Source organism: Paraburkholderia sp. D1E, assembly GCF_052682275.1.
The window spans coordinates 8,473,085-8,498,026 of the sequence record NZ_JBQYMB010000001.1 but is presented as its reverse complement, the minus strand read 5'-3'; the positions used below and the strand labels follow the sequence as shown (position 1 = coordinate 8,498,026).

Here is a 24,942-nt window from a genome sequence, read left to right as displayed (position 1 = left end):
GGACGATTTTTCGAGGAGTGGCATAAAAATGACCGCGTCAGTCACGATCTTCCACAACGTCGTATGGTCGCGTCACAAGGGTGTCGTGTTCTCCGCTTTGCATAACATTTCGTCGTCCGGCGCGATTCGCTACTCGATGGTGCAGATTGCGGATACCGAGCACGACCGTGTCGGCTTTTCGGATGTCGACTATTCGTACCATCGTTATCCGATGCAGAAACTGTTCGACGGCTGCTACGAAGATGTGCCGACCATGAAGATGATCGCGCGGCTCACCTGGGAAGTGTTGCGCACCAAGTCGGATCTGATCGTTCTGCCGGGCTACCACCGTCCGGAATATTGGGCGATGCTGGCGGCGTGCATCGTGACCGGCAAGCGGCGCGCGGTGTTCTGCGATTCGACCGCGCGCGACAGGCCCAAGAAGCTGCTGACATCGATTCCGAAGCGCGTGTTCTTCTCGCTCTGCGACGGCTATTTCGGTTTCGGCGAGCGCAGCCGGGAGTACCTGCTTTCACTCGGCGCGAAGCGCGACAAGATTTTCGTGCCGTGCCAGGCCGCGGCAATGCCTGGATCGTTTTCGCCGGAGCGCGCATTGGTCGAGAGGATCGCCGCACGCGCCGGCAATCCGCCGGTGTTTCTCTACGTGGGACGTCTCTCGGAAGAGAAGGGCATCGGCACCCTGATCGAGGCGTTCGCCGGTTTGCGGCGGCGTATTCCAGCCGCGAAGCTGCGCATTGTCGGCACAGGGCCGATGTCGGAGATGCTGCACGCGAAGGTGGCTGAACTCGAACTGGGCGAGGCGGTGACCTTTGCCGGCAGTTTGCAGGATGAGCCGCTCACGCAGGAATACTACGGCGCGACCTGCATGGTGCTGCCGAGCTATAGCGAGCCGTGGGGACTCGTCGTCAACGAGGCGCTCGCGCACGGCTGCCCCGCGGTGGTCAGCGAAAGCTGCGGCTGTGTGCCTGAGCTGGTGATCGACGGCGTGAGCGGCTACGCATTCACGGCGGGAGATGTCGCCGGATTGCAGCGCACGATGCTCAAGGCGATGGAGGCTTTCGCCGACGCCGGCGGCACCGCGCACCGTTGTATGGATGTGATCCGTCGTTTCGACCCGCCTTCTGCCGCCGCCAATATCGCTCGTGGCTGCGCGCTGATGCTGAGCGACTGACGCGCCTCACGGCCCGCCGCGCCTGCGAAGCTCTAACATGTTCTGGCAGTCACAATGAAGATCCTGATCTACGGTCTCAATTACGCACCTGAACTGACGGGGGTGGGTAAGTACACGGCGGAAATGGCCGCGCTTCTGGCCAGCCGCGGCCACGAGGTTCGTGTGGTGTGTGCGCCACCCTATTACCCTGAGTGGCGTGTTGCTACGGGCTATGTGTCCTGGTGGTATCAGCGCGAGATGCGCGACGGTGTGACGATCTGGCGGGCGCCGCTATGGGTGCCGGCGCGTCCCAGCGGCCTGAAGCGGATGTTGCATCTCGCAAGCTTCGCGGTGAGCTCGTTGCCGCTGCTTGCCCGGCAGGTGCTATGGCGCCCCGATGCCGCAATGCTGATCGCGCCGACCCTGATGTGTGCGCCTGCTGCGCTGGCGCTCGCGCGTATCGCGCGTGCCCGAGCCTGGGTGCATATTCAGGATTTCGAAGTCGATGCCGCTTTCGATCTGGGTCTTCTGAAAAGCTCGCGCGCAGCCCGCGTGGCACGCTGGATCGAAAGCACGTTGTTGCGGCGCTTCGATACCGTGTCGTCGATCACGCAGCAGATGAGCGCACGTCTGGTGGCCAAGGGTGTCGAGCCTTCGCGGGTCGTGTGCCTGCCCAACTGGGTTGATGTGTCGACCATCTTCCCGTTGACGCGCGCGAGCGACTACCGGCGTCTGCTGGGCATTCCGGCTGACCAGAAGGTGGTGCTGTACTCCGGCAACATGGGCGCGAAACAGGGCATCGAAACGCTCGCGGATGCGGCAGCTTCGCTTGTCGCACGTGCCGATGTCACTTTCGTTTTTTGTGGCAGTGGCGCCGCGAAAGAGAGTTTGCTGGAGCGTTGCGCGGGATTGACGAACTGCGTTTTTATTCCGCTGCAACCGGCGGATCGTCTGAACGAACTGCTCAACCTCGCTGACATTCACGTTCTGCCGCAACGTGGCGATGCCGCGGATCTGGTGATGCCTTCGAAGCTCACCGGCATGTTCGCAAGCGGGCGTGCGGTGGTGGCCATGGCGCGGCGTGGCACGGGTCTCTACGAGGCGGTGTCGCCACGCGGCGTAGTGGTGCCGCCGGACAACGTCAAGGCTTTGGCGGCGGCGATCACGGTGCTGGCAAGCGACCGGGAACGCCGCGCGGCGCTCGGCAAGGCCGCACGCAGTTATGCAGAGCGCGCCCTGTCGCCGGAGTCGACGATCGCCACTTTTGAAGCGCGGCTCGCGGCGCTGGTTCGCGAGTCACATGGCAAGCGTGCGAAGGCGGAGGTGCCGTATTTCGGCGGCCCGAGGCCCTCGACTGCTACGGCCCCGCGGCAGCGCAAGCCGGCTACAACGGAGAAAGCCGCGCCGGATTGATCCGGTACGCGGCCATCTCATGAATGCAATATCACCACGGGGATCGATAGACGGCGTGTTTGCCCGGATCGTACGGATCGGCGTAAGTGGCTCGTGCTGCGCCTTCGGGCATCAAGCCGTCGGCCGCATTCGGACCGCCTGGCTGACCGGCCACGCGGACCTTGCCGTTGGCGGCGGCCTGCGCCTTGTTGCGCTGGCCCTTGCCCACAGCCGGCTGCCCGCCTTGCCCTCCGCCCAACACGGTCATGCGTTGTTCGTCGAGCAGCGCCGCCTGCTGGGCGTCGGCGGTATTGCCTTGCTGCGCGTCTGGCGAACCGTATTCGTGCGGGGCGCCGAGCAACTGCGCTTCGCTGTTGCGATGCGCGGCGCCCGGGTTGGCGCGCGCCGCTGGGGTGGGGGTGCCGTAGGCGGTCGCAGCCGTGGCGGCAAGAGTCGGTGCAGCGGCCGCGGGTGGCGCGTTCTGCGCGAGCGCCGGTACGGCGCACGTGGCGATGGCGAGAAGCAGCGAGCGTGTCGTATGCCGAAACGAGATGGTCATCGTATGCCCCGGGGAGATGCGGTCTCAATAGAGCTATCGTGCGCCAACCAGCACGTGGGTAGCCGCCAAAACGCTAGCCCGTACGGCCATGAAGCCGGCTTCAGTAAGGAGTCGAAACATAATGTAAGCGTGATGCGTGGAGACAGTGACTCACGTTCGTGGTCTGGAGAAAGCTGATGGGTAATGTTGCCGACGATCCGCAGATCGGGCGCACGCCGAAAGTCGAAGGCGTCCGCGGGGATAGCCGCGTTATCGATCTCAGCCTGGCTGGAAAGGGAAACTATCGCGCGAAACGCGGCGCCCTGATCGAGCTCATCTGGTTTGTCATTGAAGCCTGCGTGATCAACAACAAGCTGCTGCCTCTCTCGTCAGTACGGGTTGGGCTATTGCGTCTGTTTGGCGCGAAGATCGGCACGGGTTGCCGCTTCGTGCATCCATTGCGTGTGAAGTCGCCGTGGAATCTGGAAGTGGGTGATAACTGCTGGTTCGGTGTCGACGTCTGGATCTACAACCAGGCGTTGATCCGCATCGGCTCGAACGTCTGTATTTCCCAAGGCACGTTTCTGAGCGCCGGGTCCCACGATATGAGCACCACGATGGATCTGCGCGTCGCGCCGATCGTCATCGAGGACGGTGTCTGGATCACCTCGAAATGTGTTGTGCAGATGGGTGTGACGATCGGCCGGTCAGCCGTGGTGACGCCATTGTCCGTCGTGCATCGTTCACTCGATCCAGAGGGCGTATACGGCGGCAACCCATGTCGTTTTATCCGGAACCGTTTCGATTCCGTGACCTGAAGCACAGAGAGAAAACCGCAGCGTTTATACGCTGGGGAGGCCAGGTTGTTGACAAGCCAGAATGTCGGCGGCCGCAATGGGATTGTCGACCGATTCTTTGATCGACACTCGCGGCGATGCCGATGAGGTGTTCGGTAACGACGCGTGCGTGGTTTGCTTGCCAGCCCCGGTTGGATGAGTAGCCGGATTGACGCACCCAGAGATGCATGAAGAAGATGGGGAGTAGGGATGTTCATCGATACTCGCACTGTTGAACACAACACGGCCGTTGAAACGACGGTCTGCATTATCGGCGGAGGTGTCGCCGGCATTACGCTTGCGCTGGAGATGTCGAGGGCGGGGGTCGATACCTGCATGCTCGAAAGCGGGGGCTTCGGGCCTGATGACGAAACCCGCGACCTCTATCGCGGCGAGAACGCCGGGCTTCCCTATTCGTTCGCGGACGGCTCGCGCAGCCGCTACTTTGGCGGCAGCAGCAACTGCTGGGGCGGCTGGTGCCGTCCGCTTGATCCGTGGGACTTTGAGAAACGCGACTGGATTCCGCACAGCGGCTGGCCGTTCGGCCTCGAAGAACTGGCGCCGTACTACGCGCGCACGCATGAACTGCTGAAGCTCGGTCCGCAGAATTTCGACCCCGCCTACTGGGAGCGCGAGATTGGGCGCCACGACGTGCGCCGCATACCACTTGCAACTGGCGATATGCGCGATACCGTCGCGCAGTTCAGCCCCCCTGTACGTTTCGGCAAGGCCTATCGCGACGAGCTGTCGCGCTCATCGCGGGTGCGCGTGTTTCTGTATGCGAATGTCCGGAATATCGACGCCGACGCCCAGGGCACGTCCATTTCGCGGCTCCAGGTGGCGACCATCAGTGGACGCAAGATGACGGTGACCGCCAGGATTTTCGTGCTGGCCACGGGCGGCATCGAGAATGCGCGCCTCCTGCTCGCCTCGAATAACGTGCACGCGGCGGGCCTCGGTAATGCCAACGATCTGGTGGGCCGCTACTTCATGGATCATCCGCGGATGATGTCCGGCAAAGTGCGTTTTCGGCCGGGCAACGCTCGCAATAAACTGTATGACATCAAGTATCACTATCAGAATGCCGCGGTGTCGGCGCACGGTACGAAGATATCCTCACAGTTCGCACCGAAGCAGGAGTTGATGGAGCGCGAGAAGTTGCTGAATTCGCGCGTGTGGCTCTATTCGCGCTGGTACGGTGAAGGCACCGCAGGATCCGAGGCACTGATCCATTGCAAGGAAGCGCTGTTGCAGAAAGACCAGCCGGGGCGCAGCCTGAAAACCGATCTCGCGACGATGATCGCGCACCCGCTGCATACCGTGGGCTATGGCTTAACGCGACTCTTGCAATGGCCGGCGCTGATCACCGACGTAACGTTGCAGGCGATCGTCGAGGCGGTGCCCGATCCCGATAGCCGGGTGACGTTGTCGACGGATAAACGCGACCGGTTCGGCATGCCGCGCGTGAAGGTGGAGTGGCGTCTGGGCGAACAGGTGCAACGCACCTTCGACAGAACGTTCGCGTTGCTCGCGCAGGAGTTGCAGATGGCCGGCATCGCGGACGTCGAACTCGATGCGCCGCTCGAAGGCCGGCGCTGGCCGGCGAAACTGGAGGGCACGTGGCACCACATGGGCACCACGCGCATGCACGATTCGCCAGGTGAAGGCGTGGTGGATCGCGATTGCAAGGTGCATGGGATAAGCAATCTCTACGTGGCGGGCAGTTCGGTGTTTCCGACTGTCGGCGCCAACTTTCCGACCATCACGATTGCTGCGCTTGCGCTACGCCTCGCCGGCCATCTGGTGCGGCAACTCGATGTCGCGGATATCGTCGGCCATATGCGGGGCGACGCAGCCAACAGTTCGCTGATATCGATGCAGCCGCAGCAGCCTCAAGTCGAAACCCTGCCAATCGCAGCCGCGACCTTGACGCCGTTGATGAAGGAGCAATGAAGAACAGCCGGTGACGGTGCGCGCGAAGGCGCGCCGTTATCGGCTCGATGCCCGGGTGTCTCGCGCACGAGCACACGCGCATTGCCGTCCCGCTCACATAGCGGGAAATACCGCATGACGTTCCCGCACTCCTCTGCGTTATTTCTGCGTCCCCTCCTGCGCCCCGCCCACCGATTTGCAGATGCACAAAACGCTCGCCGGGCGTATCCCATGCGTCTGCGTGCCAGACAAATAGTCAAATCCTGACGTCGCTTTGCTGCGCGCGTACCGAGGGAAAGACCTAATGTCTGGAGAATCCCGGTGAAGTGCATATTTGCACAAACTATTCATAGGTGGATTTTCGGGGAAACTTCGCGAACCAGGAAACAGGATGAAAACGTCTGTAAACCAGAAGCGTCGCAGGCTCCTCAAGCTCGGCGGTGTAGCCGCCATCCTGCCAGTGGCAGGTGCGGGCAATCATGCCGCGATACGTTCCGCACAGGCCAGCGAGACCGGCCCCTCCCCAACCACCGATTCACTCTCCGCTTCCGCACAGGGCGCTTCACCGCTCACCTCCGCCGATCAGGCGCTGCTGTTCCAATACGATCAGCCCGCCGTCGAATCCAACATCCAGTTTCAGGGCCTGCCAGTCGGAAACGGTCGTCTGGGCGCGCTGGCTGGCGGGGCGAGTGAGAGGGAAGCGCTTTATCTGAACGAGATCACGCTGTGGTCGGGCAGCAAGGACGTCGTCGACCTGTCCTATACGACGACTGGCATGGGCACCTATCTGTCGCTCGGCAAGCTCTATGTCGATCTGCCCGGTCATGCCGGCGCCACGAACTACCAGCGTTCGCTCGACATCAGCAATGCGCTTGTGCGCACGCAGTACAGCGTCGGCGGCAGAACCTACCGGCGCGAGATCTTCAGCAGCTTTCCCGACAATGTGATCGTCGTGCGGCTCACCTCGGATGGCGGCACGTATAACGGCACCGTGTCACTGATCGACGGGCAAGGCACTCAGACGATCGGCGAGTCAAATCACGCGCTGTCGTTTTCGGGTTCGGTCAGCGGTAGCGGAGAGCTGTACGCCTCGTACCTGTCGGTCATTCCGGATGCGGGCGTCGCGCGGTTCGACTCCGCCAACGCGCAGATCACGCTGCAGAACTGTCCGGCGTTCACGATCATCTTCGCAGCGCGCACTGACTACACTGGTCGCTACGTCGACAGTTATCTGACGGGCATCAATCCGCGCAGCGCTGCGATCGCCGACGTGACGAACGCTGCGGCTCGGGGCTATTGGGATCTGTTATGGCGCCATGTGCGGGATTATCGCGGTCTCTTCGGGCGTATGGAGCTGAACCTCGGCACCTCGAGCGCCGCGCAGAAGGCGATGACGATCCCGGCCCGCTTGCAGGCGCGCGGGGCGAACGCCGCCGTGGCCGATCCCGAACTCGAAGCGATGTACGTGCAGTTCGGACGCTACCTCACGATCTCGTCGTCGCGCGGTTCGATGCCCGCGAATCTGCAAGGCTTGTGGAGCACCACGAACAACCCGCCTTGGATGGCCGATTACCACACCGACATCAACGTGCAGATGAACTACTGGCTCGCCGACCGCGCAGGCTTGCCGGAGTGCCAGCAGCCGTTTGCCGACTACGTCACCGGGCAGTTTCCGTCGTGGGTCCAGTCCACCCGGAATCATTTTAACGATGCCGCCAACGTGAATTACAGCAATTCGAACGGCAAGGTGGCGGGCTGGACGGTGGCGATTTCGACCGGCATCTATGGCTCCATCGGCTGGGACTGGAGTCCGCCCGCGAGCGCGTGGTATTGCCGCACGCTGTGGAATCACTATCAGTACACCCTGGACAAGCGCTATCTGGCGAACATCTACCCCGTGATGAAGTCCGCCAGCGAGTTCTGGCAGACGCGCCTGATTCGAGACCCCGCGACGGGGCTGCTCATCGACGACAAGGACTGGTCGCCGGAGCAGGGGCCTCACCAGCAGCTTGGCATTACCTACGCGCAGGAACTCGTCTGGGATCTGTTCACCAACACGGTCGCGGCGAGCCAGTTGCTTGGCAGGGATGCCGAGTTCGCGCAGACGCTCGCGGCTATGAAGGCGCAGCTGTATCTGCCGAAGGTGAGTCCGACGACCGGGCAGCTTCAGGAATGGATGAGCGACAGCGTTGTCGGCGAAACGGGACACCGGCATCTGTCGCCCCTGATCGGCTGGTTCGAAGGTGAACGCATTACGCTCGACAGCGATCCGAAGCTCGTAGCCGGCGTGAAGGCGCTGCTGACCGCGCGCGGCTTCAACTCGTTCGGTTGGGGGCTGGCATGGCGCATTGCCTGCTGGGCGCATTTCCACGATGCCGCCACCTGCTATTCGATGATTCCGAAGCTGCTGAACTACTCGGCAGGCAACGACGGCGTGAACGGCACGTTTGCCAACATGTTCGATGCCTACGCGTTGTCGAGCAATTCTTCTGCATTCCAGATCGATGCGAACTTCGGTGGGCCGGCGGCGATACTGGAAATGCTGCTGCAAAGCAGGATGGATCGCATCACGCTGCTGCCCGCTTTGCCGTCGCAATGGGGCACGGGAAGCGTCAAGGGGCTGCGGGCGAAAGGCGGGTTTGCGGTGGACCTCGCGTGGACCAACGGGGCGTTGTCTTCCGTCAAGCTCACCAGCGTGGGCGGGACGCGGACGAACCTGTTCTACGGTAACGCTTCGCGAGCGGTCGCGATACCCGTGAACGGCACCGCGAGGTTCGACGGCAACTTGCGCCCCGTTTCCTGGTAGCCTCAAGCCGCAACCTTGCCGATCGCGGCCTCGACCTTGGCGCCGTGATGAAGGAGCAGTGAAGAAGCCGGTGATGGTGCGCGCCAGGCGGCGCGCTGTCACCGGCTCGGTTGAGTGCTCGGTTGAGTAGCCCCGCGCAGCGTGGTGAGCGTGTTTTCACGCGTTTCGCCGGTGTTGCCTTTCGTTTCCAGCAGCGCCGTCAACGCGCTGACCATGGTTTCAATCCGGAAGCGTGCTTCAAATGTGCGGACCGCCTGAGCGCGCATGGCCGCGTGAGCGGTATCGTCGAGTTCGAGCCAGCGCACGAGATTCTTTTCCGTACCGTCCACCGTGTCGGCGGCAACCATCCCCGCGCCGTCGGCTTCGATCTCGCGCCACACATTGACCTTATCGGAGATCAGCGCGGGCAGTCCGCAGCCGAGCGCCTCGGCCACCGCCACGCCGAAGTTCTCCTGATGCGAGGGCAGAACGAACACGTCGCTTGCATGAAACGCGCCCCACTTGAGATCGCCCTGCAGCATGCCCGGCAGGCTGATGCGATGCGCGATGCCGGCTGCCTGGGCCTGGGCGCGCAGACTTGCCACCCAGCCGGTCTCGTCGGGACCCGCGATCATGAGATGCAGCGACTGATCGCGGCTCGCGACGCGCGCGAACGCATCGATCAGCAGATCGCAACCTTTCTTCGCATGCACGCGGCCGAGAAACAGCACGATGCGTTTGCCGCGCAAACCGGGCACGGCTTGCAGGAACGCTTCGCGTAAGGGCTCGGCCTCGAGTGGTGGCACGGTCGTCCCGTACGGCACGATTCGCTCATGTGCCCGGTATAGCCAGAACGATTGACGGGCGCGCATGCGCTCTTCCTCGGTCGTAAAGATGACAGCGCGTGCGTCGCGCAGCACGCGGTATTCGGCCCACGGCCAGTACAACCACTTCTTCAGATGCTTGAGCGGGTAAGCCTGTTTGAACCACGGGTCGAGCATGCCGTGCACGTACACGTAGTAGGGCACGCCGCTTTGGCGCAGCGCTTTCCATGCCGCGAAGCCGTGGTACTGCCACAAACCGTGCACGATGACGGCGTCGAACCGGTTCGCGTTGGCGGCGAGCCACGGCGCGAGTTGCGCGCTGTAGCTATAGCGGCTGTTGACGGGACCGAACGTATAAACCGGAAACGGGAAGGCCGCGAGATAGGCGTCGCCGGGGGCATCGCACGTGGCCACTTCAATTTCGTGTCCGGCATCCTGCATCGCCATACCGCTGCGGCGAACGCCTTCAACCGGGCCGCCGGCGCGTGGATCGATGCTGGCAAGCAGATGGAGGATTTTCATCGGACGATATTCGATCGATTGGCGCGTCGCGTCGACGTAGTGCGCGACACGAGGGCGCCGAAGTGACTGGAGCCGGGCGCAGCAGTTGCCGCACGTGACATGCCGAGGGTTGTCGCGAGATCGGCGCGGCCCATGCCGGGCCGGATTCTGCCAGGCAATTCAGGCATGGCGGCCGGGCGCAAATGCGGTGGCGTGGGCGCGCGCCTCACCCGCGCCGGCAATGCCCGCTGCAATCGCGCGTGCGTGGCGATCATCAAGCCGAGAGCAATGCCGAATATCAGCCCTGAGAAACGCGGCCCGAGCGGATTGCCACCGATCGATGTGGCCGGCAACGCGGCAAACAGCATGATGGCGCGTCCTAGCACCGGCAGCATGGGCGCGTCGGGAACCACCGAGCGCCAGTAGCGATACGAGAAGAAGCAGATCGCCAGCGCGGCCAGGGTAGCCAAAGGCATGGCGATGCCGAACAACAGTCCGCCTGCGAAAAGTTGATAGATCCAGAAGTTGTGACCTGCAGCCCATTCATTGATCGCGTAGAAGTCTTTCTCGCTGATCTGGCCAGCAAGGTCCGGCAGATATGCAGGGGAATAGCGATAGTAGTGCCCGTAGCCTGCGCCAAACAGCAGCGTTTCCGGCGACGCCGTCACCTGGTCGTACTGATCGCGCATTTCGGCGAGGCGGGTGATGGTGGTCGGATCTTTGCCGGTGACGGTTTCCTCCGACGCGAAAATGCGCTGCGTCCAGTGCTCCGCGACGGTCGGAAAGCTCAGCGCCGCGATGCCAGCCACGCCGGCCAGTACGGCGCTCACGATTAGCGTGCGCGCGGCCGCGCGCCAGACCTGCTGGATCGAGGGCGCGGATAGCGCCATGGCGATCAGGAACAGCAATACGGTGCCGACCAGCAAACTACGCGTGACGCTCAGCAACTCGATGATGACGCTGCCGGCGAACACCGCGACGGTGAAAAAGGAAAAGCGTTTGGCGACGATGAATTCGTGCAGCAGCACGGCTTGCAGCCCGAGCAACGTCACAGAGATGATGCGGTAGCGGACATCCTCGAGATCGCCCCCCGTCGCCATGCCATAGACGAAGGTAAACACGAGACTGACCACGTTGGCGAAGAACAGCGCATTCTCGAACTGCGAAATTCTGTATTCGCTCCATGGGCGGCAGGCCACGAGATAGCCCAGCGCGAACAGTACGAAGGGGAGCAGAACGCGCAGATAATTGCCGGCGTCGTTGTCCTGAACAAACTGGGCGACGATGCTGCCGAGCACGCACAGCAGCACGCTGAAGGTGACGATCGAGCGCAAGCGCGAGTGGTCGCGAAAGCGTGGTGCAATCAACACGAGGGCGAGTCCCGCGGCGATTACCGGGATCACCAGTCCAGACTGCGCGAAATGGCCTACGTTGGCGTTGGTCGCCTTATAGTCCAGCGCAAGCGGTAACAGAAAAAACCATATCCAGAGCGTCGCATACTGATGGCGCATTGCTGATCCTCCCCGTGCTGTCGATCCGCCGTCGGTCTGTAGCGGACAGTCTCGCATCGGGTCATTGTGCGGGAATATCCCCGCCTGCCAATTCCGCGCGCCCAGTTTCGTCGCCCATTGCCTGGGTTCTGGCGATAGTGGCAAGGGCGGCCCCTGCAAGACGCGCACACACTTGCTCATGTTGTCGGCCAATGTCTTGATGTTGGCGCGCACGCACGCGTGAGCCCACCGAAGATGCAAAAAGGGACATGCGCCCGTGAATGGCGATAGGGGAGAACAACATGAAATTATTCGGCGGGGCGAGATCCGTAACAGCCGGACGGGCCATCGAACTGGATTTCGTGCGCGGTATTGCCATTATCATGGTGATGGGATTTCACTTTCATGCCGTTCATACCGACAACTTCCTGATCCAGATCATCGAGTACCCCCTGAAGAGTTTCGGGCGCGAAGGCGTCAATCTGTTCTTTACACTCAGCGGTTTTCTGGTTGGCGGCCTTCTGCTTCGACAGTACGCCGAAAAAGGGAACGTCGACGCAAAGCGCTTTATCATCCGGCGGATTTTCCGCATCTGGCCCGCGTATTACGTGCTGATCGCGTTTCATGTGCTGGCCGGACGCCATCCGTGGAATACGTTTCTGATTCAGAATTTGACCCACCTGCAGAACTACCTGGGCACCTCGATTACCCAGACCTGGAGTCTCGCGGTCGAAGAACACTTTTATCTCGTTCTACCGGCGCTGCTATTGCTATTCGCGCGCTGGCGTCTTGGCGCGTGGACGATCGTCGGCGTGCTGACCGCCATCTGCGCGGTGGTGCTCACTGCGCGCTGTTTCGCGGTGGCGGGCGGCGACCTGGAAGGCGCTTTCGCGTACACGCAATACCGTATCGACAGTTTGCTGGTCGGCGTGATTCTGTCTGCGATCTACTGGATGAAACCGGGTGTCTATCAGCAGATCGCGAAACGCAAGTGGCTGCTGATCGTTAGCATCGTGCTGCTGTGCGCATGGCTCGCTTTTGCGACGAAAAACCTGGCGCTCGACGAAAGCATTGGTTATACGATTCAGGCGATCGGTTTCGCCGCGCTGATCGTGTTCGTGCTGGAGTATTCCGGATCGGTGCGTTCGTCGTGGGTGTATCGCGGGATTGCCTGGATCGGTCTCTATTCGTACGGTATTTATCTCTGGCATTCGCTTGCGCTCGCGCCAGGCGACATGCTGATTCGAAAAGCGACCGCCATGGGTCTTGCACCGAGCGTAATCTGGGTGGCGGCGCTTACCGCGCAGTTCGCTTTCGCGATTGCGATCGGCTATGTGACCACGCGCGCGATCGAGTATCCGTTCCTGCTGATGCGCAACGCGCTGTTCCCGGCCAAGCGCAACAGTTCGGTGCGCGAGGAGGTGCCGGAAGTGCCGGAAGTAGCGGAAGCGCCGGAAGTACCTAAGGTGCCCGTAACAGGCGGCCAGTTATCCTGACCTTGTGATGTGCCGGATCAGGCCATCTGCTGAAGCAAGGTCTGCTTAAATTGCCCGAGCGTGTGCCGTGAGAGCAGATCTTCGCGGGTCGAAGGAGTGGCTTGCGGCGCGTGCGGCCAGGAGGTCATCGTCTCGTTGATCGCCTTGCCGATCGAGGCGGAGCTGAGGTCGCTGAGAATCGGCCCCAGTTCGCAGCGCCGGCTGAACCAGCCGATCAGTCCGTCTTCTGTTGCAATCACGGGTTTGCCGAAACGGTAGGCTTGCACAAGCACGCCGCTCATTCCGTAATGTCCTTTGTAGCCCAGCCAGACTGCGTCGCAGGCGGAGAACAGATCGCGCTCGACATCGTTCGCAATGAACGAATCGAGTACCAGCGGCGCGGGCGTCAGGCTACGTACATGATTGCGCATGAAATGGCGCGTGCCCGCGTCCTGCTCACCCGCGACGATCAGCGTAGGCGCATGCTCCAGACGGGTCAATGCGTGGACCAGTTCATAGATCCCTTTGCGTTCGGTGATCGCGCCGTACACCAGCAGATAACGCTGTGTGGGGTCCAGTCCGAGTCGTTCGCGGGCCTGTACCGGGTTTTCCGCACGCTCGTCGGGAAATGGATCGGCCACATAGGCGATGGCCGCGCTGGTCTTCGAGGCGCTGCGTGCCGCCCACTCCGGCAAGGTGGGGTCGATCGTCAGGAGTGTGCGCAGTCCGGCGGTCCGGATCGCGCGCTTGAAAAGCAACGCCTTGACCGCATTCACGATCGGTCGATCAGGCGACTTGATGCCGACCTTGTGATGATGGAAGGTCGAACGCATCGTGATGCCGATCCACGGTGTCTTGCCGAACGGTGAGCCGAGAAACGGCAACGCGTAGAAGAAGTAATCGACGTAAGGCACGACCACCAGCCTGACCGGTTGCGCGCGGCCGACGATCCGGCAGACGCGCTTGAAATAGCGGTGAAAGCGCGAGTATTGGTTCGACTGGCGCAGCAGCCCGCGTGGCCGCTCCTCGGGATCGACGAACGCGATCTGCAGATCCGCACGGTTCGCGGCGACGATCTGTCTGGCGAGCCGATGGTCTTCGTTGGCGGATTCAGTCGCGAGGATGCATGGATAGCCTGCTTCCGTGCAGGCCTGCATGGTCCATTCGACATAGCGCCAGCGATGGCCGGTGAGGTTGGGTTCCACAATCAGAACGTAGTCTTGTTCCATCGATTCAATGGTCCTCGGTGGTCGAATGCGTTGTGGAAAAGCAACCTCGCGCCGGTTGTCTGGAGCGCTAACTGAACAACGTTAGCATCGGCGACGTGAGGGGACCCGTCTATTTGACCCGTTCTGTGGGTAAACGTACTAGTGCGCAATAGCTTCGGCTGAACCGGCCTAGCTGATGGCGGTTGTTGCCGATTGTCTCGCGGTAAGGTCGTATATAGCGTTCGATGAAAAAGCTCGCCAGTTCGCTGGTGCGACCTAACTACTTATGCGCCGGCGGCGTTTCGCAGCGATGCATTCAATCGCTGTGTGTGGCCGATTCAACGGCGTTCCGATTCGACGGAGATACAGCTTGCGGGCGATCAGGCTTCCGGCGCTCTCCATGGCGTCCAGCTTCGGCGCGAGCGCGGCGACCTGGGTGCTATTGCAGCAGTTCGCCGTGCGTGGACTCGTAGCGGTCAAGTTTCTGGCGATTGGCCGGATGCTCGGGCCGGCCGCGATCGGCAGCGTGAGCGTGGCCTTGCTCGCAGTGGCGATTGCCGAGGCGCTATCGGATACAGGTCTCGCGCAAGCGGTTATTCAGGGCGAACATCCGCCGACACGTTCGCAACTCGGCGCGCTATGGACGACGCTGACCGCGCGCGGCGTGCTCATCTCACTGCTGCTGGTCGCGCTCGCGCCATTGCTGAGCAGTCAGTTTCATCTGAGCGGTTCGCTGGTGCTGATTCAGCTTGCCGCGCTGCTGCCGCTTCTGCGTGGACTGGCATCGCCAACGTACTACCTCGTGCAGCGCGAGCGGCGCTTCCAGCATATTGCCGGCGTTGAGATTGCGGCGGCATTCGTCGATTGTTCGGTGGGGCTGGGGCTCGCGTATTTCGGCGCCGGTGCGGCCTCGGTGCTGATCGGCCTCGTAGCCGGCGAAAGTCTGAAAAGTACCCTGACCTGGGCAACGATGAACCCGCGGCCGCCGATCCGCGCCGTGTGGTCGGGCATCGGTCACTACGTGGGCTTCAGCCGCTGGATCTGGGCGAGCAGCGTGATCAATCTGCTGCTCAACCAGTTCGACAAGGTTGTAGTCGGCAAGCTGCTTGGCCCGGCGCAACTCGGCGCTTATCAGATGTCGTCGCGGCTCGCGCAGATGCTGCTCGCCGATGCCGCGATCGCCATGTCGCAATATCTCTTCCCTACCTTCGCGGCGCGCCATCGCCGCAATCCGCAATCGGCGTCGCGGCTCATCAAGATTTATCTTCTCGTGATCGCGATCGGGCTGGCGGGATTCGTCGAGGTGCTGAGACTGGTCGCCGAGCCGCTCTTCTCGCTGATTCTCGGTGCAGCCTGGTTGCCTGCGGTGCCGCTGTTCAGAATTCTGGTGATCAACATGGCGATCGGCGCATTGATCGCCGTGCTGGTTGCTTATCTGCGCGCGGTGGGTGATGCGAAGGCGACCGTGCATGCGTCGCTGATTCAGGTCGTCGTGCTGCTGGTCAGTGCGCCTGCGGCGGTTCACTGGTGGGGCGTGACGGGCATTGCCTGGTCCATGACCCTTGGCCTTGGCTGCGCCGCGGCGTGGATGCTGTTCAGGACGCTGACCGCAAGGACGCCATGATTCGTGTTTTACATCTGGTTCTGGCGCCGCGTTTGTCGGGCGCCGAAATCCTCGCCAGGGACCTCGCTATCGATCAAAGCGCGGAGGGCATGGCTGTGTGCGTGGCCTCGCTGCTGCCCGTACATGCCGAATTCATGCCTTTGCAGGTCGATCTGCAGAAGCACGGCGTGCAGTGCTGGTTTCCGCTGCGGCGTCACCGCCTTGCCGGCAAATTGTGGAACCTGTTCCTCGTAGTGCGGCGTTTTCGCCCAGACGTGATTTTCGCGCATGCGGCGATTCCTTCGTTCTATGCGCGCGCGTTGCCGCTGCGCGTGCCGGTCGTCTACGTCATGCATTCGGCGACCAACGATTTCGAGCGGCCGCTGTTCCGGCGCGTCGAGCACATCCTGTCGGGACGTGCCCGGATGGTGATCGGCGTATCGCAACAAGGCGTGACCGACTACGTGCGGGCCGTCGGGCCGCACCCTGCGATGACCGTGGTGCCAAACGGTGTCGACCTCGGGCGCTTCGCGTTTACCGACGGCGCGGCGCATAGCGGCCGTGCGCCTCAGGTCGTGCAGATTGGGCGATATACGTCGGTGAAGAATCAGCTTCTGACGGTGCGCGCTTTCGGCGCGGTGCTCGAGCGAGTGAGAGACGCACGCCTCGTGCTCTACGGCGTGATCGAAGATCCGGATTACCAGCGCGCGGTCATGGACCTTGTGCGGGAATTGGGGCTGGCGGACCAGGTCGTGGTGGCCGGTCCGCGCACCGATGTGGCGAGCGTGTTGTCGGAGTCGAATGTGTTCGTTATGCCTTCGCGCTTCGAGGGACATAGCGTGGCGTTTCTCGAAGCGTTGGCCTCCGGTATCCCGATCGTCGCGAGCAGGATTCAGCCGTTTGCATTCGCTAGCGGATTTCCCGGCGTGCAGTTGGTCGATACCGACAATGTGCCGTGCTATGCGGATGCCGTTGTCGAGGCATTAGGGCAGGCGCGGGCGCAGCGCTCGCTTGCCGGCCTGACGCTCAGGGATACAGCGGCCCGCTATCGGGCAATCGCGCATCAAGTCAGCGCTAGTCGGCTGGCCGTATCGATCAGCTAGCTTGCCCAGGCAGCGCCTCTTGCACGTAACACGTCGAGTTCAATGGTGGCTGATGGCGAGACCGCGTTTGTCGGGTGTCGCCTCGGGCGCGGGTGTCGGTTGCCATGCGCTCGCCAGCTCGGATTCGTGCATCGCGATTGTCAGCAGGCGCTGAGCTTCCTTGCTGCTCGAATCGACCAGCAGCGCGTCGTCGGCCTTGTGCCAGACGCATGCCCATCGTGCCATATAGCCGCAACCTCGTGCCACGCTCAGCAGAGCATCCCGCTGCTGTTCGCGTGCGGCCACGGTTGCTCGCATGCGCAGTGCGTCGGGGTTGTCCGGCTGTGCCGCGATGGCCGCCGCCAACCGCACTTTCGTCGCCGACAGATTGTTCTGCTCCAGATTGGCGCGGGCGGCTCTGATCTGCTTCGAGGTATTCACGCGCGGTCTATCGGGCGGGTTGCTGGTCTGGCCGACTGGCTTGGGCTTCGCCTCAGTCGATGCCACGATCATGCGCCGTGACGCTGGCGGCGTAGCAGCCAGCGGCGGAGTAGGGGGAGATCGCACGAGCGCGGGTCTCGCCGGCCTTTGAGCGACGAACACGGGCGCTGGCCGCTGGGCGACGGCAACCGGCGGCCTGACGTTCTGGGTCTTCACTTTACCGGATACCGCGATGGGAGTGCCGTCGACCGAGTCGTTGCTGTGTAGGAAGCCCAGGTACACCGCGGATGCCACGACCAACACCGACACGCCGAGTGCTATCGGTTGGCGCAGTCTCTGCGAGACGGGAGTGGTGACCTGCGGCTCAAGAATGACGGCGTACGGATCGGTTAGATCTCGTGAGGACGGGCGCCAGATTCGCGGCGTCGTCAGCCGGGTTGCCAGCTTCGGCTTGGTGTCGCCGAACGGCATGTTCAGGGAAGAGGGCCGCGTGGCGCGCGCGCCGAACGAATCGACCGGACGCGCATTGCACTCGGTGCACGGCGTAAAGCGACCGGCTAGCGGCGCACCGCAGTGCTCGCATTGGAAGTAATCATGCTGATCGGAAGTAGCGTCGCTAAGCATTGCCGTGTCGCAAATGGGCGTCGAATGCCGGCGCCACAATCAGGAAGAACAAGGCACCGCAACGAGGCTTGCAAGCGGGATTACTGTGTGACGACGTAACCCCGTGCCTGCATGCACGCGCCATACGCGGCCCAATACTGTGTCATAGGCGGTTCGGGTGCCGGCAGCGGCGGCAGCTTCACGCCGGATGCCGCGCCCACTGCTGCTGTCTCCGAGGCGCCGTTATCCGCGAGGGTTGCCGATGCCGGCGTGGCGGCCGCGGTAGTCGCGCTTGCCGCCATTGCGGTGGCCGCCTTTGCGGTTGTCGCCGTGGTCGAACTGGCTGTCTTCGTCGCCGCAGCGGTCGTTGCGTTAGCTGTTGCTGTGCTCACACCGGGCTCACTTGCAGCAGGCGCGGCCGCGGCTGCGGGCATGCTTGCGCCCGGAGGCGCTGCTGAAAAACTGCTGGGGGGTAAAGGTGGCCGCGACGGCACACCGGTCGACGAAGTCTTGGTTGCCGCCGGTTTGCGCGGCGGAAGCTGCGATTCGTGCGCGATGTTGACCTTGGTCTGCTTGTTGGCCGTGGCATAGCACATCGCGGTGTCGATGCTGCGCTGATAGGCGCTTTGACTTCGGATCGGATAGGTGAGCGGCTGCCATGCGAAGGCAGCACTGCTAAACACCCATAGCGTCAAGGCCGTGTATGTTTTGATTCCCATCGCAGTCGCTCCCGCAGCGATGTTTCGCCGTTCGCCGGCAATCGCGCTTCGCGGTACGTTCTCGTGGTTGCTGATTTTGCCGCTGAACGGCGGCTCACTGCCGCGAAGGCTGCTCTCTTCAGCGTAACACCTGGCATTGTCGACGGAAGGCGCCGCATAGCGCGCGAAAACGCCATCCTGCAGTCGAATCAAGCCACCTTGGTGTGAGAGGGCGGGAAATAGTGTGAAAGGGCGCGAAAGCATAGGGGGATTCCCTGAACGCCGCGCGGCGGACTGCGGATTGCCCAGTCCCTTTTTGAACGAAAACTTTCCGTGCCTTACCGATAGCCGAGATGGATGGGAAATCCACCCCTTACCAGGCATTTGGAAATGTTTTCATCGCTTACGCTGAATGCTCAACCCGTAAGGAGATCAAGCATCATGAGCATACAAAGTGTAAGCGGTTCGCAAACCGGCACTGACCTGCTTTCTGTCGGCGCCACTCGCCGCTCGGGCGGCGGCTGCGAAAAAGCGGCGTCTTCCTCGTCCTCGTCCTCGTCGTCTTCGTCGACCAGTTCGACGGACGCGAACCCGCTGTTGTCGGCACTTGAGGCGGCGCTGTCGGCGCTTGGGATTGGCAGCACGGCGTCGACCACGGCTGCGTCAGGTACGTCGGGCACGGCGGCTTCTTCGAGCTCGTCCAGCACCGCGGTCTCTTCCACCTCGTCCACGGGCGATTCGTCGTCAACCAGTTCGGTATCCGGAGCGCTGCAGGCTTTTCTCGGGGCGCTGTTTCAGACGCTAGGGTCGCTTCAGCAATCGGGCAACAGTGACGCCTCCACGTCTACTAGCACGAGCGGTTCGACGAATTCGGTCGCGACGTCTTCCTATGGAGATATTGGCGGGGCGCTGAATGCGCTCGCACAGGAACTCGGGTCCGGCAGCACGACGAGTTCGAGTGCGGCGTCCGCTACTGCGGGAACAAGTAGCGATGCTTCTTCGTCTTCTTCGCAGACGTCGACGCTGCAGACGGATTTCCAGGCGCTGTTGAGCTCACTCGGCGATAGCAGTTCGGGCACGTCGTTGCAGTCGTTTGTGCAGACGCTCGCGAATAATCTCAAGGGGCACTCGCATATGCAAACGGTTGGGAGCCTGGTGTCGACTACGGCGTAAGGTAACGAAAGTACCCGCAGTTTCCCGTCCTTCCTGACGCCTCCATCAGGAAGGATGGACGCCGGATCTGGCTGTTAGCGAACACGTACTATCACCTCGGTGAGCGCCAGTGCGCCGCTATGCGGGTAACGGTGTTGGGCCTAAACTCCCCGCATATTGCCAGCCCCTTGGGATTTTATGCCCCCTCGCGAAGACCATAAAGGTCAGCCGCTTGCCTCGTCCCCCACGCCGGTCGGCGTCGAGGCATTGCAAGACCCGGCCCTGCTGCGCCGCCTGCTACGCGCTAAAGACCGCATGGACGCCGCCTCGCACGAGGCCTGGCCGGTCAAGCGCCTGGCCGAAGTCAGTGGCGTCTCCGAAGCCCATTTCGCGCGCTCCTTCAAACGGGCCTTCGGCCTGCCACCGCACCGCTACCTGCTGACACGGCGTATCGAGCAGGCCACCACTCTGCTGCGCGACACCGAGCTCGGCGTCACGGAAATTGCCTTCGCCACCGGCTGGGAGAGCCTGGGCACCTTCGGCCGCATCTTCCGCGACATCACCGGGCAAAGCCCCACCGCCATGCGCCGTGAGGCCCAGGCCAACATGCCTCAACTCGATCGCGTGCCGGCCTGCGTCCTGAAGGCCGCACAGCGCCCCGATCTCAACATCGCAGTTTTGGAGAAGCGCCGCCGCGTGGCCAAGGATAAATTCAGGCCATCAACCAAGGAGGTGTCATGAACCAGGGTATCAATGTGGTGGGCTTGTACGTCGATAACCAGGACGAGGCGCTCAGCTTCTACGTCGACAAGCTCGGATTCCGTGTCCACACAGATGTGCGCAACGGTCCCTACCGCTGGCTCACCGTCCAGCATCCGGATCAGCCCTCGTTCCAGCTCGGCCTGTTCACACCCGGCCCGCCCATCCACGACGAGGCTACCGCGCAAACCCTGCGCGCTATGGTCGCCAAGGGGGCCATGCCGCCTCTGGTCCTCTCCGTGACCGACTGTCGTGCCAGCTACGCTGAACTGAAAGCCCGCGGCGTGGAATTCACCCAGGAGCCGATAGACCGCTTCGGCAGCGTCGATGCCGGTTTTCGGGACCCTGCCGGCAACGGCTGGAAGATGATCCAGGCGCCAAAGAGCACGACATGAACACCAGCACCTGGATTCGCCGATTTCACCGGTGGGTATCCATCGCGTTCACGCTGACGGTTATCTCCAACTTCGTCGCCATGGCCCTGAGAAGCGGCCCGCCGCCGCCCTGGATCACCTACGCGCCGCTGGTGCCGCTGGCCCTCTTGCTGCTCACGGGGCTCTACCTGTTTGCGCTGCCCTACATTAGCGACCAACGCGCCCGTCATAGCCCGGGGCGTTCTATAGGCGACCAGGAGACGCCGCTCGCATGAAGGATTCTCACACTGTGCACCGCGAGTCCGCCGCCGTACTCATCGATGCCCGGCGTTAGTTGTTGCACGACTGGAGAGGCAATCTGCTCTTCGGCCCGAGTGTGCCATCCGTGCTCGCGAAACAGAAAATAATCGCCTGGACTGCATTTCTTCTTTTGCGAGTTTCTGTTGAGCATTCATGGCGATAGGGCCTTACTCAGTGGATACGGCAACGCATGCACCTTCGGGTGCGATGAATCCTTCGGACTACGTCGCGCAGCATTTGCAGAATTTCGCCCCGTCCTCGCCGGCTCCAGCCTCCACCTCGATCGCTGCTGGGCATCACCTGGCAATTTTCTTGTGGAATCCCTACGCGTTCGTTCTTCCCGTTGCTCTGTTCGCGGTGCTGGTATGCGTCGCTGCTTTCCGCGATCGCTGGGCTGTCTTCAGGTTCGCTGTACGAATGACTTTCGGGCAGCGTCTGTATGTATGGTGGTCCTGCGCCTGGCGGCAGTGGCTTGCGAATATTCTGCTCACCATCATCGGTCTGGTGGCTTTCCTGTTTCTATATCGGAAGGCAGCCGCGCCTATCGTGAAACTGTCGGCGGGCCTGATCAAACCAGGCGCGGGAATGATTTCGGTCATGCTGGCTCTTGCGATCGGAGCGATGCCGATCATCCTGACCGCTTTGATCTACACGCTGCTGAGCCTGCCATTCGTGGGATACGCGGTACGGAGTGCACTTGCCTCGCACGCACTGCCCGGGCCTAAGCGGTTTAATGTCAGCCGCGCGACGCTGCTCGGCTTGACCACGTTTGTGTGGTCTTTGCCCGGTAGTCTCATGATCGCCGGCGTAGTCGTTCCTTTCCCCGATCGCGTCGCCGATGTGCTTCGCGTGCTGCTCTTCGTTGTCTGGGGAATGTACGTCGTATTGCCGCGTCAGGTGCGCAGGGTTGCACGTCTGGCAGAGCATGGGCGTTAAGGCTTTGCGTTTTGTTTCGAATAATAGTTGTCACGGGGGAAGGCCCCGAGTTTGGTTTTGCTTGTCGACGTTATCCGGCGGTTGCCGTCTGGAACGGTTTGTACAGCGCGCGTATAGACGTCGGCAAGGGCGGCTTGACACCGCGTCGTAGCCGCTTACGCTCACAACGCTTTCAGCAGTGTGGTCAGGCCGTTTCCGCGCTATACGCGCTCGCCTGTTCGAGCAGCCATGTCCGGAAAAGCTCCAGCGGTTTGCCATGGCTCAGTTCGGTGGGGTAGACGAGGTAGTACGCGGAATCGACCGTGGTGGCGCTATCGAACGGGATCACGAGGCCGAGCTGCTTCAACTGGTTGCCGACGAAGAATTTCGGCACCAGTGCAATGCCGAGCCCTGCCGCCGCAGCGCTGATCAGCATGCTGTGCAATTCGTAGCGCACGCCCTGCATGGTGCTGCTGTCCTCGACGCCGAGACTCGAAAACCAGTGTGCCCAGCCGTCGGGGCGCGTGGTGGAATGCAGCAATGGATAGGCGAGCAGTTCGTGTGCTTTCTCGATGGGTTTGTCGAGCAGCGATGGCGCGCAGACCGGCACGACTTCCTCGCCGAACAGATAGTCCCACGACGTGCCCGGCCAGGTGGGTTTGCCGTAATGGATCGCGGCTTCGAAGTGCGATTCCTCGAACGAAAAGGTGTCGGTTCGCACGCCCATGTTCACGCGGACATCCGACGAACGGTCGTAGAAGTTTTTCAGGCGAGGGATGAGCCATTGCGACGCGAACGTGGGTAGTACGGCCAGTTCCAGATAGCCGCCCCCGCCGCCGTGCGCGATGATCGACAGCGTGTCGCGGTCCAGATGTTCAAGCGAGCGGCGTACCTGTGTTCCGTAGATGCGGCCAGCTCGGGTAAGCACGACGCGCTGCTTCGCGCGCACGAACAGATGCACGCCGAGATTCGCTTCGAGCGTGGCGATCTGGCGCGACACTGCGCTCTCCGTCAGGAAGAGTTCCTTTGCCGCGTGCGTGAAACTTTCGTGGCGGGCGGCTGCTTCGAACGCGAGCAACGCGCCCATGTTAGGCATCTTGAACTTGCGCATCTTGATTCCAGGCACTCATTAAGTAGCAATTTAATCTCGCTTTGCGCGTGAGGCAATGAATTAAAATAATGCATGCCTGCCAAAGGCGATTAATTTTTGCTACGAAGGTCGAACGTAGCGAGGCGGTCGGCAATGTGCTTGAATGGTTCGACCTTGCGATCTACGGCTTCTTTGCCGTGGCGGTCGTCAAAAAAAGCTCCAATTAACCAACCGCGTGTCGTCAAACATCCCATGCTCTCGCCTGACTATCTTCTAGCACTCGACGTCGTTTCCGACGCGGCACATATCGAACTTCTGCCCACGCAGGTCACACGCTCACTAAGCGGGCTCGACTTCGTTGGCATGAACGCGTGCGCCAGAGGCGCATCTCAGCTTCGTTCAGCGGAGCCTTCTGTGTGGTCACTTCCGATCAGCGCGCGCGGCCCGGGCGCGCTGATGCGTTGGCTCGCACTGCCCGATCTTGAACTGCGCCATGAGTTTGCTTTGGCGATCGATGTCTTCCTGCAGGGCAGCGCGCGGATGCCGAGCCGACAATAAGAGGGACCCAGATGAAACTCCTGGCATTGACCTACGGCACCGAAGGCGACACGCGACCTCTGGCTGTACTGTGCCGCGCCTTGATGGATGCAGGACACGAAGTGACGCTGCTTGCCGATGGGGGAACGCTGGGGAGCGCTCGCGCCCTGGGGGTTCCCCATGCGGCGTTGAGCGGAAACATGAGAGACGAGTTGGCTGTCCTGGTGTCCAGCGGCAAGGGCGTGAGCGCTACGGCGGCGGGTTTGGCGCGTATCGCAAACGCCCAGACGCACAGTTGGATGCAACAGACCGCCCAAGCTGCGGCAGGCTGCGACGGGCTGATCGTATCGGGCCTGGCCGCTTTCGTGGGCTTATCGGTAGCCGAGCATCTGGGCATACGAGTCATCGGCGCTGGCCTGATACCCATCTCACCGACACATGCATTTGCCTCGCCGTTCCTGCCTCCTCGGTGGGTCCCCGCAGTGTTAAACCGGGCAAGCCATCAAGCAGTGAATGGGCTGCTGTGGCACGCTTTCCGCAAAGCCACAAATCAGGCGAGACGAAGCGTGCTGGGACTGCCACCACGCCAGAAGCTATGGACGGCGCACCCTATGCTGTACGGCGTTTCGCCTTCTCTGGTGCCCGAACCGCGGGATTGGTCCGCGCACACCAGGTTGTGCGGGCAATGGCTGGCTCCCGCGGATTCCTGGGCACCGCCAGCTGCACTTCAGGCATTTCTGGATGCGGGTGAACCACCGGTTTATCTGGGATTTGGCAGCATGGTCGGATTCGACCGGGAAGCAGTGCTCAATGTTTTCATAGACGCAATGGAAGGACTCCGGGTGCTCCTGTACCCGGGCTGGTCTGGTATTCCTGACATGGTGCTGCCCGAAAATTTCTTCATCGTCGAAGAAACACCACATCAATGGCTATTTCCACGCACGTCGCTGGTTATACATCACGGTGGTAGTGGCACGGCCCATTCGGCGTGCCGTGCTGGCGTGCCATCGGTCGTGTTGCCTTTTGCAGGAGACCAGTCGTTCTGGGCGCATCAACTGAACCGCCTGGGCGTAGCGGACCGTGCAGTGTCAACGCGCAAGCTGGACCGCGAGAAGCTTAAACAGGCGATCGGATTTGCGCAGCGTGCTGAGACGAGACAGCGGGCTGCGGCATTAGGAAAACAGATGGCGCAGGAGACCGGAGCGGCAACCGCTGTCGCGGAGATCGAGGGCATCCTGGGCATGTGACGCCAAACCG

General features: G+C 62.0%; 22 protein-coding genes. 15 read left to right on the top strand and 7 right to left on the bottom strand.

Translation table 11 applies throughout. From position 1 onward, the window contains the following. The first annotated feature begins 28 nt into the window (after positions 1-28). Together ACUN0E_RS38235 and ACUN0E_RS38230 are read left to right on the top strand one after the other, a co-directional pair. Positions 29-1,171 (top strand): glycosyltransferase family 4 protein, encoded by a 1,143-nt coding sequence (locus ACUN0E_RS38235; protein ID WP_408225647.1) that lies wholly within the window; start codon positions 29-31, stop codon positions 1,169-1,171. 54 nt (positions 1,172-1,225) lie between these two features. Continuing rightward, positions 1,226-2,563, top strand: a complete 1,338-nt coding sequence (locus ACUN0E_RS38230) for a glycosyltransferase WbuB (RefSeq protein WP_445569879.1) — start codon at positions 1,226-1,228, stop codon at positions 2,561-2,563. A gap of 31 nt (positions 2,564-2,594) precedes the next feature. Here the strand turns inward: ACUN0E_RS38230 and ACUN0E_RS38225 are convergent, their stop codons facing one another. Then, positions 2,595-3,101, bottom strand: coding sequence for a hypothetical protein (locus ACUN0E_RS38225; protein WP_445569878.1), 507 nt, complete (start codon positions 3,099-3,101; stop codon positions 2,595-2,597). 176 nt (positions 3,102-3,277) lie between these two features. Here ACUN0E_RS38225 and ACUN0E_RS38220 point away from each other — a divergent pair, with 176 nt between their 5' ends. The 3 genes from ACUN0E_RS38220 (at position 3,278) to ACUN0E_RS38210 (ending at position 8,654) form a co-directional block, all read left to right on the top strand. After that, positions 3,278-3,898, top strand: a complete 621-nt coding sequence (locus tag ACUN0E_RS38220; protein ID WP_445569877.1) for a putative colanic acid biosynthesis acetyltransferase — start codon at positions 3,278-3,280, stop codon at positions 3,896-3,898. 228 nt (positions 3,899-4,126) lie between these two features. Continuing rightward, a complete protein-coding gene (locus ACUN0E_RS38215; protein ID WP_445569876.1) occupies positions 4,127-5,869 on the top strand; it encodes an FAD-dependent oxidoreductase in 1,743 nt (580 codons plus the stop codon). A gap of 370 nt (positions 5,870-6,239) precedes the next feature. Then, positions 6,240-8,654, top strand: coding sequence for a glycosyl hydrolase family 95 catalytic domain-containing protein (locus ACUN0E_RS38210; protein ID WP_445569875.1), 2,415 nt, complete (start codon positions 6,240-6,242; stop codon positions 8,652-8,654). 98 nt (positions 8,655-8,752) lie between these two features. On the opposite strand, the gene ACUN0E_RS38205 is transcribed toward ACUN0E_RS38210, so the two are convergent. Next, on the bottom strand, positions 8,753-9,979 hold the full coding sequence (locus ACUN0E_RS38205; RefSeq protein WP_445569874.1) for a glycosyltransferase: 1,227 nt from the start codon (positions 9,977-9,979) through the stop codon (positions 8,753-8,755). Then, on the bottom strand, positions 9,976-11,469 hold the full coding sequence (locus ACUN0E_RS38200) for an O-antigen ligase family protein (protein ID WP_445569873.1): 1,494 nt from the start codon (positions 11,467-11,469) through the stop codon (positions 9,976-9,978). The genes ACUN0E_RS38205 and ACUN0E_RS38200 overlap by 4 nt, the downstream gene beginning before the upstream one ends. 281 nt (positions 11,470-11,750) lie before the next feature. On the opposite strand from ACUN0E_RS38200, the gene ACUN0E_RS38195 reads away from it, so the two are divergent. After that, entirely contained in the window at positions 11,751-12,944 is a 1,194-nt protein-coding gene (locus ACUN0E_RS38195) for an acyltransferase family protein (protein WP_408225672.1), read from the top strand. 17 nt (positions 12,945-12,961) lie between these two features. Here ACUN0E_RS38195 and ACUN0E_RS38190 read toward each other — a convergent pair whose 3' ends face one another. Then, entirely contained in the window at positions 12,962-14,152 is a 1,191-nt protein-coding gene (locus tag ACUN0E_RS38190; RefSeq protein ID WP_408225675.1) for a glycosyltransferase, read from the bottom strand. Between the two features lie 349 nt (positions 14,153-14,501). Between ACUN0E_RS38190 and ACUN0E_RS38185 the strand changes: the two genes are divergently transcribed. Continuing rightward, positions 14,502-15,755 carry an oligosaccharide flippase family protein gene (locus ACUN0E_RS38185; protein ID WP_408390635.1) on the top strand — a complete coding sequence of 418 codons (1,254 nt, stop codon included), beginning with the start codon at positions 14,502-14,504 and terminating at the stop codon, positions 15,753-15,755. Continuing rightward, positions 15,752-16,837, top strand: a complete 1,086-nt coding sequence (locus ACUN0E_RS38180) for a glycosyltransferase family 4 protein (RefSeq protein WP_445569872.1) — start codon at positions 15,752-15,754, stop codon at positions 16,835-16,837. The genes ACUN0E_RS38185 and ACUN0E_RS38180 overlap by 4 nt, the downstream gene beginning before the upstream one ends. A 39-nt stretch (positions 16,838-16,876) precedes the next feature. Here the strand turns inward: ACUN0E_RS38180 and ACUN0E_RS38175 are convergent, their stop codons facing one another. Further along, entirely contained in the window at positions 16,877-17,881 is a 1,005-nt protein-coding gene (locus ACUN0E_RS38175; RefSeq protein ID WP_445569871.1) for a hypothetical protein, read from the bottom strand. An 80-nt stretch (positions 17,882-17,961) separates the two neighbouring features. Then, positions 17,962-18,579, bottom strand: coding sequence for a hypothetical protein (locus ACUN0E_RS38170; protein ID WP_445569870.1), 618 nt, complete (start codon positions 18,577-18,579; stop codon positions 17,962-17,964). Positions 18,580-18,999: 420 nt separating this feature from the next. On the opposite strand from ACUN0E_RS38170, the gene ACUN0E_RS38165 reads away from it, so the two are divergent. The 5 genes from ACUN0E_RS38165 (at position 19,000) to ACUN0E_RS38145 (ending at position 22,079) form a co-directional block, all read left to right on the top strand. Continuing rightward, complete coding sequence (locus ACUN0E_RS38165; RefSeq protein ID WP_445569869.1) at positions 19,000-19,731, top strand: hypothetical protein; 732 nt, start codon at positions 19,000-19,002, stop codon at positions 19,729-19,731. A gap of 177 nt (positions 19,732-19,908) precedes the next feature. Further along, the gene (locus tag ACUN0E_RS38160; protein ID WP_445569868.1) at positions 19,909-20,451 is read left to right on the top strand and encodes a helix-turn-helix domain-containing protein; all 543 of its coding nucleotides are present in this window, start codon (positions 19,909-19,911) and stop codon (positions 20,449-20,451) included. Beyond that, positions 20,448-20,864 (top strand): VOC family protein, encoded by a 417-nt coding sequence (locus ACUN0E_RS38155; RefSeq protein ID WP_445569867.1) that lies wholly within the window; start codon positions 20,448-20,450, stop codon positions 20,862-20,864. The genes ACUN0E_RS38160 and ACUN0E_RS38155 overlap by 4 nt, the downstream gene beginning before the upstream one ends. Beyond that, positions 20,861-21,118 (top strand): hypothetical protein, encoded by a 258-nt coding sequence (locus ACUN0E_RS38150; protein WP_445569866.1) that lies wholly within the window; start codon positions 20,861-20,863, stop codon positions 21,116-21,118. Before ACUN0E_RS38155 ends, ACUN0E_RS38150 begins: the two co-directional genes overlap by 4 nt. 178 nt (positions 21,119-21,296) lie before the next feature. Beyond that, positions 21,297-22,079, top strand: a complete 783-nt coding sequence (locus ACUN0E_RS38145) for a hypothetical protein (RefSeq protein WP_445569865.1) — start codon at positions 21,297-21,299, stop codon at positions 22,077-22,079. Between the two features lie 184 nt (positions 22,080-22,263). On the opposite strand, the gene ACUN0E_RS38140 is transcribed toward ACUN0E_RS38145, so the two are convergent. Then, the gene (locus ACUN0E_RS38140) at positions 22,264-23,169 is read right to left on the bottom strand and encodes a LysR family transcriptional regulator (protein WP_445569864.1); all 906 of its coding nucleotides are present in this window, start codon (positions 23,167-23,169) and stop codon (positions 22,264-22,266) included. Positions 23,170-23,400: 231 nt separating this feature from the next. Here ACUN0E_RS38140 and ACUN0E_RS38135 point away from each other — a divergent pair, with 231 nt between their 5' ends. Next, positions 23,401-23,706, top strand: coding sequence for a hypothetical protein (locus ACUN0E_RS38135; protein ID WP_445569863.1), 306 nt, complete (start codon positions 23,401-23,403; stop codon positions 23,704-23,706). Positions 23,707-23,717: 11 nt separating this feature from the next. After that, the gene (locus ACUN0E_RS38130) at positions 23,718-24,932 is read left to right on the top strand and encodes a glycosyltransferase (protein ID WP_445569862.1); all 1,215 of its coding nucleotides are present in this window, start codon (positions 23,718-23,720) and stop codon (positions 24,930-24,932) included. The last annotated feature ends 10 nt before the right edge of the window (positions 24,933-24,942 follow it).